General features: G+C 68.0%; 12 protein-coding genes. 8 read left to right on the forward strand and 4 right to left on the reverse strand.

Annotated elements, in window-relative coordinates:
- Nucleotides 1-54 precede the first annotated feature (54 nt).
- From B0F77_RS26940 to B0F77_RS26950, 3 genes are read right to left on the reverse strand one after another with little or no spacing between them, the layout of a single operon-like run.
- A complete protein-coding gene (locus tag B0F77_RS26940) occupies nt 55-1293 on the reverse strand; it encodes a cytochrome P450 family protein (RefSeq protein WP_211294045.1) in 1239 nt (412 codons plus the stop codon).
- Between the two features lie 32 nt (nt 1294-1325).
- Nucleotides 1326-2087: an Fpg/Nei family DNA glycosylase gene (locus tag B0F77_RS26945; RefSeq protein ID WP_086665778.1), complete on the reverse strand. Its 762-nt coding sequence runs from the start codon at nt 2085-2087 to the stop codon at nt 1326-1328.
- Nucleotides 2080-2925 (reverse strand): ParA family protein, encoded by an 846-nt coding sequence (locus B0F77_RS26950; RefSeq protein WP_086665779.1) that lies wholly within the window; start codon nt 2923-2925, stop codon nt 2080-2082. Before B0F77_RS26950 ends, B0F77_RS26945 begins: the two co-directional genes overlap by 8 nt.
- Before the next feature lie 33 nt (nt 2926-2958).
- Here B0F77_RS26950 and B0F77_RS26955 point away from each other — a divergent pair, with 33 nt between their 5' ends.
- From B0F77_RS26955 to B0F77_RS26980, 6 genes are all read left to right on the forward strand, one after another.
- A complete protein-coding gene (locus tag B0F77_RS26955) occupies nt 2959-3678 on the forward strand; it encodes a class I SAM-dependent methyltransferase (protein WP_086665780.1) in 720 nt (239 codons plus the stop codon).
- Nucleotides 3679-3776: 98 nt separating this feature from the next.
- Nucleotides 3777-4346 (forward strand): sigma-70 family RNA polymerase sigma factor, encoded by a 570-nt coding sequence (locus tag B0F77_RS26960; RefSeq protein WP_086665781.1) that lies wholly within the window; start codon nt 3777-3779, stop codon nt 4344-4346.
- Complete coding sequence (locus B0F77_RS26965; protein WP_245848677.1) at nt 4343-5059, forward strand: class I SAM-dependent methyltransferase; 717 nt, start codon at nt 4343-4345, stop codon at nt 5057-5059. The genes B0F77_RS26960 and B0F77_RS26965 overlap by 4 nt, the downstream gene beginning before the upstream one ends.
- Nucleotides 5060-5143: 84 nt before the next feature.
- Nucleotides 5144-5710, forward strand: coding sequence for a sigma-70 family RNA polymerase sigma factor (locus B0F77_RS26970; RefSeq protein WP_086665782.1), 567 nt, complete (start codon nt 5144-5146; stop codon nt 5708-5710).
- A gap of 102 nt (nt 5711-5812) precedes the next feature.
- A complete protein-coding gene (locus B0F77_RS26975) occupies nt 5813-6490 on the forward strand; it encodes an RNA polymerase sigma factor (protein WP_086665783.1) in 678 nt (225 codons plus the stop codon).
- Between the two features lie 212 nt (nt 6491-6702).
- Nucleotides 6703-7215, forward strand: coding sequence for a sigma-70 family RNA polymerase sigma factor (locus B0F77_RS26980; RefSeq protein WP_245848685.1), 513 nt, complete (start codon nt 6703-6705; stop codon nt 7213-7215).
- Here the strand turns inward: B0F77_RS26980 and B0F77_RS26985 are convergent.
- On the reverse strand, nt 7196-8506 hold the full coding sequence (locus B0F77_RS26985; RefSeq protein ID WP_086665784.1) for a type I glutamate--ammonia ligase: 1311 nt from the start codon (nt 8504-8506) through the stop codon (nt 7196-7198). The genes B0F77_RS26980 and B0F77_RS26985 overlap by 20 nt on opposite strands.
- Before the next feature lie 12 nt (nt 8507-8518).
- On the opposite strand from B0F77_RS26985, the gene B0F77_RS26990 reads away from it, so the two are divergent.
- Entirely contained in the window at nt 8519-9628 is a 1110-nt protein-coding gene (locus tag B0F77_RS26990; RefSeq protein WP_086665785.1) for an amidohydrolase family protein, read from the forward strand.
- Nucleotides 9629-9663: 35 nt separating this feature from the next.
- Entirely contained in the window at nt 9664-10938 is a 1275-nt protein-coding gene (gene dinB, locus B0F77_RS26995; RefSeq protein ID WP_086665798.1) for a DNA polymerase IV, read from the forward strand.
- The last annotated feature ends 49 nt before the right edge of the window (nt 10939-10987 follow it).

Genomic DNA, 10987 nt, shown 5'->3' on the forward strand with positions numbered 1-10987 from the left:
ACGCCTGTTCAGGGTGGGCGCGCCGCCGTCTGGTTCCCGAACTCGGCAGCGCCGTTACGACGGCTTGGGCACCTTGATCGTCGCCTGCTCGTCGAGCGGCATCGTCGGCTTGGACAGGAACGTCACCGGCAACGCCCGCAGACCACGGCTCCCGAGCGACACCCGCCACCCCAGCGGCTGCGAGGTGTCCAGCGTCAGCCCGGAGCAGCGGTTCAGCAGCGTCCGGAACGCCACCTCGCCCTCCAGCCGGGCCAGCGGTGCGCCGAGGCAGAAGTGGATGCCGTGGCCGAACGCCAGGTGCTGGCGGTCCGCCCGTTCGATGTTGAGCTGGTCCGCCCGCGGGTACCGGTTGCTGTCGTGCTCGGCCGAGGCGAGCGACAACAGCACGACGTCGCCGGCGGGGATCTGCACGCCGCCGATCATCAGCGGCTGCGCGGCGAACCGCAGCAGGTGCGAGGTCGGCCCGTCGAACCGCAGGAACTCCTCGATGGCGCCAGGCAGCAGCGACGACGAGCGCTGCAGCAGTTCGAGCTGTTCGGGGTGGCGCAGCAACGCCAGCGCGCCGTTGCCGACCAGGTCGACGGCGGTCGTGTAACCCGCCACGAGCAGCAGGAACGCCAGCGACGCCAGTTCGTCGTCGGACAGCGCGGCCTCACCGGTCGCCCTGGCCAGCGCGCCGATCAGGTCGTCGTCGCCGGACGTCCGCTTGTGCGTCACGAGGTCGTGCAGGTAGCCGGAGGTCTCCTCGCGGGCCGAGGCCGCGTCGCCGTCGGCCAGGCCCGTGACGACGTCGGCCCAGTACCGGAAGTTCTCCTGGTCGACGGCCGGCACGCCGAGCAGTTCCATGATCACGGTGATGGGCAGCGGCGCCGCGAAGTCCGCGATCAGGTCGCAGCTGCCGGCGTCGGCGAAGGAGTCGGCCAGTGAGGCCGCCACCTGCTCGACGCGTGGGCGCAGGGCGGCGATGCGGCGCGGCGTGAGCTCGCTCGACACCGCGCGGCGCAGACGCGTGTGGTCGGCGCCGTCGCTGTTCATCATGTGGTCCGACAGATCGCCGAACCACCACGAGGCGAAATGCGGATGGCCGCGCAGGGGCTCGGTGAGCGCGGAGCCGTGCGAGGACAACGACGGGTTGTCCAGCGCGGCGCGCACGTCGGGGTAGCGGGTCACGAGCCACATCGGCACACCGAGGGTCTCGACCCGGTGCACGGGGCCAGACTCGCGCAGGCTCTTCAGCACCGAGTACGGGTCGTCGGTGAAGCCCGGGCGCAACGCATCCAGATTTACCGCCATGTCGAGGGACACGGGCGGGAGACCGTCTCGGTTCAATCGGATTGGCATTTTGGGCAGAAGTACACAAATCTCTGGTCCATCTCGCCCGATCGGACTCTTGTGCCGCAGCGCAAACAGGGTTTGCCGGTGCGCTCGAAAACGTAGTGCTGGACGCGCCGGTCACCGGTCGTGATCTGTTCCGGCCGCCACCGGTTCGCCTGCAACAGCTTGCGTGACAACGCAACCGCACGTGAGGCATCCACAGATGACACTGGTGCCGTCGGCAGAACGCCCAACAGGAAACAAACTTCCGCTCGGTAGAGATTGCCGACGCCGGCCATGACCCGTTGGTCCAACAATGCGAGGCCGACCGGTCGGGAGGGATCCGCGGTCAACCGCCGAACGGCCTCAGCGGCGTCGAACTCCGGCGAAAGCAGATCCGGCCCGAGATGCGAAATGAGTTCATCTTCGCGTTTTGTCGGTACGAACTCCATGTCGTGCAACGCGAATCCGATGGCCTGCCGGTCGTCCACCTCGAGCACCGCGCGGGCCTGATGCGCGGGCCGCCGCCAGCGTTCGCCCGGCCGGTAGAGGTGCCACGCGCCGTCCATCCGGAAGTGGCTGCGCAGGCTGTTGCCGTCGGAGAACCGGGTGAACATGTGCTTGCCGTACGTCCGGACGCCGAGCACGTCCAGACCGGCGAGGTCCAGTGCGGACAGCCGGGGGTGGCGCAGCTCGCCGCGCCGCAGCGTCTTCCCGGCCAGCGCCTCGTGCATCCGCTGGCCGGCGAGGAAGACGGTGTCGCCCTCAGGCATCCACCGCTTCCTGGATCTCGTCGTCGTCGAAGTCCTGGTGCACCGCGCGGCGGCGGCTGCGGGAGATGCGCTGGATGCGGGCCAGCAGCAGGTTGAACGCCAGCGCCACCTCACGTGCGCCCGGCGTGCCCCACTCGTGGATCGGCATGCACGCGCCCTGTGCCTGCTGCACGGCGAGACGGTCCGGCAACGCCACGGGCATCACCAACGGGCCGAAGATGTCGCGCAGCTCCTCGATGCGGAACTGGTGCTCGTGCGAGCGCGGCCGCACCCGGTTCACCACGACACCCAACGGCTGCAGGTCGGCGTTGTTGCTCTCACGCTCGTTCTGCACCGCCTCGAACGCCCGCTGCACGCCCGCCACCGCGAACATCGTCGGCTCGGTGACCAGCAACGCGCGGTCGGCCGCCACCAGTGCCGAGCGGGTCAGCTGGCCCAGCGACGGCGGGCAGTCGAGCAGCACCAGGTGGTACGGGAACTCGTCGTACATGTCCCGCAACGTGCGCAACGCGTCTTTCAGCCGATGCAGCCGCGACTCGTTCGGATCCGGGTGGTTGAGCAGCTCGGCGTCCTCGGACCCGGACAGCACGTCGATGCCGTCGCCCCACCTGCTGGGACGGATCGCCTGCTCGAGGTTCTCCTCGGACGGGTCCTGCAGGACGTCGTAGATGCTCGCCTTGGACTCCTCGGGCTCCAGCGTTGACGTGGCGTTGCACTGCGGATCAAGATCGATCACAAGCGTGCGAACGCCACGACGGAGAGCGGCAGAGGCGAGGCCGAGCACCACCGTCGTCTTGCCGACGCCTCCCTTGAGGCTGAGCACGGACACCGTATGCACAGACCTACTCTAGGGTCTCCTACTCTTAGTGCCATGCGACCGGACGCCGTACACAGGGTGCTCGACGCCGAATTGGCCGCCGCGAGAGAGCGCAGAGGTGGAGAACCGCCTCGTGTGCTCGACGTTGGTGGTGGCAGCGGCGTCTGGGCCGTACCTCTCGCCGCAGCGGGGTGCGTCGTCACGGTCGTAGAGCCGTCACCGAACGCACTGGCCACGCTGCACACCCGTGCGCGTGAGGCCGGCGTCACGATCAACGCGGTCCAGGGCGACACCGACTCGTTGGGTGTTCCCGCCGGTGAGGCGGATCTGGTGCTGGCGCACGGGCTGCTGGAGGTCGTCGACGACGCCCCGGCCGCGCTGTCCTCGCTGGCCACCGCCGTCGCGCCGGGCGGTGCCGTGTCGGTCCTGGTCGCCAACCGGTTCGCGGCGATCCTGCACCGCGCGATCGCCGGCCGTATCGTCGACGCCCGGAGGTTGCTGGACGACGACGCCGGGCAGCTGGCGGGCACGCGAGACCCGCTGCAACGCCGGTTCGACGTCCCGGGTCTCGAGAAGCTGGTTCTCGAGGCGGGGCTTTCTGTCGAGCTCCTGCAAGGACATGGCATTGTTTCCGATCTCGTGCCCGGCGTGGTGCTGGACGCGAATCCGGGTGCCGCCGACGCGCTCGCCGAGCTGGAATTGGCCGCCGCCACGCGGTCCCCGCTCAGGGACGTCGCCGCCCGCCTGCACGTGCTCGCCCGCCGTACGGTCTAAATCGTTTGCATCAGGGACTTTTATGCCCCTGATGAGTGGTCCCAAACGACTTTGCGGCGAAAGATAGGGTTTCCGCTGCCGACGTAGGGACCAACGCCATGGAAAGTTCGGACCTGCTGGCCTCGCTCGTGAACGAGGCTGTTGCGGGTGACCGGCGTGCCGTCGACCGGCTGCTGGCGTCCGTCCGGCCGCTCGTGTCGCGTTACTGCCGTGCGCGCGTCGGTCGCAACGAACGGGCGTATGCGTCGGCGGACGACGTGGCGCAGGAAGTCTGTCTGGCGGTCCTCACGGCGTTGCCCTCCTACCGCGAGCAGGGACGGCCGTTCCTCGCGTTCGTGTACGGCATCGCCGCGCACAAGGTGGCGGATGCGCACCGCGTGTCGGCGCGTAACCGTTCCGAGCCGGTCGCCGAGGTGCCGGACGGGCCGTCGCAGGCCATCGATCCCGAGGAGAACGCACTGCTCGGGTCGCTCTCGGCGCGACTGGGGCAGTTGCTCCTGGTCCTGCCGGACAAGCAGCGCGAGATCCTGCTGCTGCGCGTCGTGGTCGGGTTGTCGGCGGAGGAGACCGCCGAGGCCGTCGGGTCGACGCCGGGCGCCGTCCGGGTGGCTCAGCACCGCGCGCTGGCGAAGCTGCGGTCGTCCGTGGGGGTCGAGGAGCTGATTTGACCGGCGCCTTCTACGACGGGCTGGCCGGGACGTACGACCTGCTGTTTCCGGACTGGGACGCGTCGATGGCCCGGCAGGCGGCGCAGCTCTCCGAGTTCGTCCCACCCGGCGCGCGCGTTCTGGACTGTGCGTGTGGCATCGGCACTCAAACGATCGGGCTGGCGCTGCGCGGCTATGAGGTCGTGGGCGCTGATCTGAGCCCCAAGTCGGCCGCTCGGGCTGGTGTGGAGGCCTCTGCGCGTGGGGTCTCGTTGCCCTCGTTGGCCGCGGACATGCGTGCGTTGCCGTTCGCTGATGCTTCGTTCGACGTCGTGTTGGCTGCTGACAACGCAGTGCCGCACCTGTTGACCTCTGACGACATGCTCACGGCGTTGCGTGAGATGCGCCGTGTGCTGCGTCCTGGTGGCCGGCTCATCCTCTCGACGCGCGACTACGACCAGATTCGGCGCGAACGGCCGTTGTCGACGCCTCCGTCGGTGGGTCCGGGTCGGGTCGTGTGGTTCCAGCTCTGGCATTGGGACGGCGACCAGTACGAGCTGGAGATGTTCCGCCTGCATGAAGCCGATTCGTGGCGCGTGGTCGTGGGTAAGGCACGGTATTGGGCGATTACCCGTCATGAACTAACCGATTTGGTGGAACGCGCCGGTTTCGATTACGTGGAGTGGTCGGTCCATGGCTATTACCAACCGCTGATGGTTGCTGCAAACGGGTGACGTTGAACTTTCTTTCTACTTTCTGCATAAGGAGTGACGCGTCGCACGTCTCCTCTCTGGGACGTCGACGAGGGGACACTTCGGATGGAGAGTTCGGCTTTATCCGCGGAACTGGTCAACCTGGCCGTGCATGGCGATGTCAGGGCCACTGACCAGCTGCTTCGCTACCTGCGACCGCTGGTGGTCAAGTACTGTCGCGCACGTGTGGGGCGTTCCGCGACAACCGCGGACGACGTTGCGCAGGACGTGTGCCTGGCCGTGCTGACGGCGCTGCCGAACTATCGGGAGCAGGGCAGGCCCTTCCTGGCATTCGTCTACGGCATCGCGGCGCACAAGGTTGCCGACGCGCACCGTGCACTCGCTCGTAACCGTGCGGAGCCGACGGCAGATGTGCCCGATCAGCCTTCGCGCAGCTTCGGGCCCGAGGATTTCGCCCTTCAGGGCGAGTTGAACGGCGCTCTGGGCGAGCTGCTGCGCCTCCTGCCTGAAAAGCAGCGCGAGATTCTCGTGCTGCGCGTCGTGGTGGGTCTGTCGGCGGAGGAGACCGCGGAGGCCGTCGGGTCGACGCCGGGTGCGGTTCGGGTCGCTCAGCACCGCGCGCTCGGGCGCCTGCGCAAGGAAATCACCGCTCTCGCTGTCCCGATCGGGTGATGTTCGTTTGCATTTGTGACGAGTGGGGGCGGGTGCGTGGGGTAGACGCACCCAAACGACATACCTAGAGGCAGGAAGACGCCGACATAGGGACCAGGGGGCATGGGAAGTTCGGACTCAGCGCTCGCCGCCGATCGGCTGCGCATGGACGGGGTGCTCGTGCAGCACTTCCGTGAGTCTGGGCTCTCCGGGCCGCGCTGGGACCAGTTCCATCGTCAGCTTCTCGGACACGGCCTCGCGATTGTTACGAAGCTTGTGCGGTCCGGCGCGATGTTCTCGCGGTGCGGACGGCACGGCCGTTATCTGTACCAGCAGGACATCGCGCTGCAAGAGGCCGAAGAGCTGGCGAGCGACGCGGTGTTCGAAGGCTTCGTCTACTTCCGGGACAGGGGACTGCTCGGCAAGGAGTGGTCCGTAGAGCGCGGACAGCCGTTGAACGAGTACTTCGTCAACGCGTGCGTGCTTGCGTTCCCGAACGTCTACCGGCGCTGGCAGAGGCACGCGCACGGCTGGCAGGACGTGCGCCTCGTCGAGAGCCTCGCCTCGCTCGAGAACGTCGTGACCGAGGGGACACCCGAGGACGCGGTGATCGAGCAGGCAGCGGCCAACGCGGCCTTCGCCGAGTTGAGCGAGGACAACAGGCGGTTGCTCTTCCTTCATGACCAGGGCTACTCGCATGCGGAGATCGGTGAGTTGTTGCGACTCACTCCGCGCGCGGTCGAAGGACGGATCCGGCGCGCGCGCCTTGCGGTGCGCCGGCCTCCAGACGAGGAACGGTGATCTGCGTGGAGTTCTCACCCGGTCTGCACCGCAAGGTCCCCGCGGAAGCCATTCAGGGCTCCTCGGTCGGAGGATCGATCGACGTCACGCCGCGCGCCCTCGAGTCGTTGGTGGAGCGGACCGCCGATGCTCCCAAGGCTCCGGTCGATCCGCCGCCGCCCACCTACTACTCGAGCCGCCCAGAAGCTGCTGACGACCACGTCGCGCGCGCTGTGGCCGGTGAGCGGGCGGCCATCGAACGGCTCCTCGGCACCATCCGGCCGTTGGTCGTTCGGTACTGCCGCGCGCGCGTTGGATCGTTCGCGTCGGCGGACGACGTTGCGCAGGAGGTCTGTCTGGCCGTGCTGACGTCGCTGCCCTCGTACCGCGACCAGGGCCGGCCGTTCCTGGCCTTCGTCTACGGCATCGCGGCGCACAAGGTCGCCGACTCGTTCCGGACCTTCTCGCGCAACCGCTCCGAGGCCGTGCCCGAGGTGCCCGAGTCGATGGACACCGCGGCCGGGCCTGAACAGCGGGCGATGCAGGGGGAGCTGTCCGACCAGATGGCCGCGCTTCTGCGCGTGTTGCCCGAGAAGCAGCGCGAGATCGTGGTGCTGCGTGTGGTGGTGGGTTTGTCCGCGGAGGAGACGGCCGAGGCGGTGGGCTCCACGCCCGGTGCGGTGCGGGTGGCTCAGCACCGGGCGTTGCTGCGGCTGCGCAAGGAGATCAGTAGCGCCAGCGGGTGATGTTGGCGATCCCCTGCGGGCTGGCGTCCTTGTACCGCTCCATCTCACCGCGCCGCACGTCTGCGATCGTGCCCGCCAGTTCCTGGCCGAACGCCTCCGTGAGCACCGCGTCCTTCTCGAACTCCTCGACGGCCTCCTTCAGCGACGTCGGCAGCCGCGGGATGCCGTCGAGCAGCGCCGGGTCGACGTTGAGGCCCTCGGGGAGGTTCGCCTGCGTGGCGATGCCGTCGAGTCCTGCCGCGATGACGCCCGCGACGACGAGGTAGGGGTTCGCGGTCAGGTCGAAGCACTTGATTTCGAAGTTGTCCTGGATGAGGCGCAGCGCCGTTTCGCGGTTCTCCTCGCCCCACGCCACGAACGGTGCTGACCACGTGTGCGGCACGAGCCTGAGGTAGCTCGCGAGAGAGGGGCAGCCGATGGCGCACAACGCGCGTATGTGGTTGAGCACGCCCGCGCTGAACTGCTTGGCCTCGTCCTGGAAGCCGCTGAAGAGGTTCGTGCCGTCACGCCAGATGCTCATGTGCAGGTGGCCACCGTTGCCGACGCCGCCGTTGATGACCTTGGGGGAGAACGACGGGCGCATGCCGTGCCGGATCGTGACGGCGCGGATGGTCTCTTTGACCAGTACGGCGGTGTCTGCCGCGGCGATCGGGCTTTCAGGTGCGGTGGAGACCTCGAACTGGCCAGCGGCGTACTCGGGGTGGAACTGGAGGACCTCGACGTCCTGCTGGTCGAGTGCGTTGAGGACGTCGACGCAGTAGTCGGACAGCTCGACCTGGCGGGCGTGCCCGTAGGCGGCGCCGGTCGTCGCGGGGACCCAGTCGTCGGTGTCCGGCTTGCCGACGCACCACTCGATCTCGAAGCCGGCCTTGGCGGTGAGGCCCAGGTCGTGGAGGTTCTGCTCGGCCTTGCGCGCCTGGAGACGCTGGTCCATGGGGTAGGGGACGCCGCTCTGGAAGAAGCGGTCGGCGGGTGCCCAGGCCCAGCCGGGCTGTCCCGCGAGGACGGTGAGGCGGTCGAGGTCGGGGTGCAGCCGCAGGTCGCCGACGGGGCCGCCGGCGAACCGGCCCTGGATGATCCAGTCGTCGAACAGGAACACGTCGAACACCGGTGACGCCCCCACGCCGTGTGCGGCCGCGTGGGCCAGTCTGCGCAGAGGCACGGACTTGGTGCGTGTGATGCCGCTGTTGTCGACCCAGGTGAGCGCCACGACGCTCACGTTCCTGGCGTTGAGGCCGTCGAAGAGTTCCGTCGCCCGGTCGAACCGCTGGTCCCGTTCCGCAGAGTCCACGATCCTAAGGTTATGGGCATCTTGCCGTTCGTCGCCGAACTCGGGCTGATAGATCACCACTGCCACGGCGTGTTGCGCACCGACAGCACACGCTCGGAGTTCGAGTCGTTGTTGTTGGAGGCTGACGGGGTCTCTGAGCTGGGTGGGTCGTTCTTCGACTCGGCGGTGGGGTTCGCGGTGCGGAGATGGTGCGCGCCGCTGCTGGATCTGCCCCGGCACGCCACGGCGGAGGCGTACCTGGAACGGCGGAACTCGCTGCACATCACCGAGGTGTCGCGGACGTTCCTGATGGCGTCCGGGATCCACACGTTCCTGGTGGACGGTGGGTTCCAGCCCGATCGGCTGCTGTCCGGTGCCGAGCTCGGGTCGCTGGCCGGGGCGGTGTCGCACGACATCGTGCGGCTGGAGCACCTGGTCGAGGAGTTGTCGGTGTCGGCGGCCACGACGAACGAGTTCCTCTACCAGTTGCGTCATCGGTTGCGGGAGCCGTCGGTGGTCGGGGCGAAGTCGGTCGCGGCCTATCGGATGGGGCTGGCGCTGAGTGCCGAGCGGCCGACCGAGGACGAGGCGCTGCGGGCGATCCACATCTGGCAGGCGTGGAATCCCGGGCCGTTGATCGATCCGGTGGTCATCTCGTGGGTGGTGTGGGAGGCGTTGGACGCCGGTCTGCCGTTGCAGTTCCACGTGGGCTACGGCGACTCGGACATCGATCTGCACCGTTGCGATCCGTCGTTGTTGACGCCGTTCTTGCGCGCGACGGCTGGTTTGGGTGTGCCCGTGCTGTTGCTGCACAACTACCCGTTCCACCGTCAGGCCGGGTATCTCGCTCAGGTGTTCCCGCACGTGTTCTGCGATCTCGGGCTGGCGACGCACGGGCTGGGGCACCAAGCATCGCGAGTGTTCGCTGAGGCGTTGGAGATCGTGCCCTATGGCAAGTTCCTGTTCTCCTCCGACGCGTTCGGTCTGCCCGAGTTGTACTACCTCGGCGCGTTGCTGTTCCGGCGTGCGTTGTCGGACTTCTTGTCCGACGGACTGCGGCGTGACGCGTTCCTGGAGGAGGACGCGCATCGGATCGCACGGCTGATCGCGTCGGAGAACGCGACGCGTGTGTACAAACTGTAGGATTCGCCTCGAACTCACGTTCGAGAGGGGTGTTCATGGGTCGCAGTGCGAACCTGCCACGCGGCCTGCGCGATCGGTTCCGTGCGCGTGACGGTGTGTGGCCCGACGACACGGGCTGCCGGATGCTGCACGTCGACATGGACGCCTTCTACGCGTCAGTGGAGATCCGCGAACGTCCCGAGCTCGCGTCCGTGCCTGTCGTCGTCGGTGGTGTCAGTGGGCGTGGTGTCGTGTGTTCGGCGAACTACATCGCCCGCGAGTACGGCGTGCGTTCCGCGATGCCGACCGCTCATGCGCGCCGGTTGATCCCTGATGCCGTGTACCTGCCGCCGCAGTTCGACCTCTACCAGGAGGTCTCGCGTGGCGTGATGGCGATTTTCCGTGACATAACGCCACTCGTGGAGCCGCTCTCGTTGGACGAAGCGTTCCTCGATGTCGGTGGGGCACTTCGCCGTTTGGGCCTCACGCCCGGTGGCGTCGGCGAGCTCATCAGGTCCCGTGTGTTCGCCGACCACGGTGTGACTTGTTCTGTCGGTGTGGCACCAACGAAGTTCCTCGCGAAGCTCGCCTCTGGCATGTGCAAGCCCGACGGCATGATGGTCGTGCCGTCCTCTGAGGTGTTGGACTTCCTGCACCCGCTGCCCGTGTCCTCGCTGTGGGGCGTCGGCGCGAAAACCGCCGCGCGCCTGGAAGAGCTGGGCCTGGACACCGTCGCCGACGTGGCCGCGACCCCGTTGCCCCGCCTGCGCCGCATGATCGGCGTCGCGCTGGCGGAACACCTCTTCACCCTGGCCTCCGGTGTCGACGGACGCGCGGTGGAACCCACGTCGCGGGAGAAGTCGATCGGCGCCGAGGAGACCTTCGAGGTGGACCACCTCGACCGCGCGGTGCTGCGCCGCGAACTGCTGCGGCTGTCCGAGCGCTCGACAGGTTCCTTGCGCGCAAAGGGTTTGCGCGGCCGAACCGTCTCCATCAAGGTCCGCTTCTCCGACTTCTCCACCATCACCCGCTCGCGCACCCTGCCCATGGCGACCGACGTGACCCAGGAGGTCTACCGGACCGCCGTGGAACTGCTCGACACCCAGGTCCCACCCGGAGCGGTCCGCCTGATCGGCGTCCGAATAGAGGGTCTTGACAACGCCGACTCCGCCCAGCAACTGATCTTCGACGCCCCAGACCGCGGCTGGCGCGAAGCCGATCAAGCCGCCGACCAGGCCCGTTCCCGCTTCGGCTCACTGGCCGTCCGTCCAGCCTCCCTGCTGCGCGACAGTCCAGAAAGGACCGCAGAACCCCAGCCGAAGCCCGAGTGATCGCAACCTGTCCACAGGCCGCGACTTATCCACAACTTCCCGCCACCCC

Origin of the sequence: Lentzea kentuckyensis (assembly GCF_002150765.1) — a bacterium.
GTDB classification, from domain to species: domain Bacteria; phylum Actinomycetota; class Actinomycetes; order Mycobacteriales; family Pseudonocardiaceae; genus Lentzea; species Lentzea kentuckyensis.

What these genes read in the sequence shown, in the direction of transcription:
- B0F77_RS26940 (WP_211294045.1), bottom strand. Translation starts at nt 1,293, where the DNA reads ATGGCGGTAAATCTGGATGCGTTGCGCCCGGGCTTCACCGACGACCCG.
- B0F77_RS26960 (WP_086665781.1), top strand. Translation starts at nt 3,777, where the DNA reads ATGGAAAGTTCGGACCTGCTGGCCTCGCTCGTGAACGAGGCTGTTGCG.
- B0F77_RS26955 (WP_086665780.1), top strand. Translation starts at nt 2,959, where the DNA reads ATGCGACCGGACGCCGTACACAGGGTGCTCGACGCCGAATTGGCCGCC.
- B0F77_RS26970 (WP_086665782.1), top strand. Translation starts at nt 5,144, where the DNA reads ATGGAGAGTTCGGCTTTATCCGCGGAACTGGTCAACCTGGCCGTGCAT.
- B0F77_RS26990 (WP_086665785.1), top strand. Translation starts at nt 8,519, where the DNA reads ATGGGCATCTTGCCGTTCGTCGCCGAACTCGGGCTGATAGATCACCAC.
- B0F77_RS26975 (WP_086665783.1), top strand. Translation starts at nt 5,813, where the DNA reads ATGGGAAGTTCGGACTCAGCGCTCGCCGCCGATCGGCTGCGCATGGAC.
- B0F77_RS26945 (WP_086665778.1), bottom strand. Translation starts at nt 2,087, where the DNA reads ATGCCTGAGGGCGACACCGTCTTCCTCGCCGGCCAGCGGATGCACGAG.
- dinB (WP_086665798.1), top strand. Translation starts at nt 9,664, where the DNA reads ATGGGTCGCAGTGCGAACCTGCCACGCGGCCTGCGCGATCGGTTCCGT.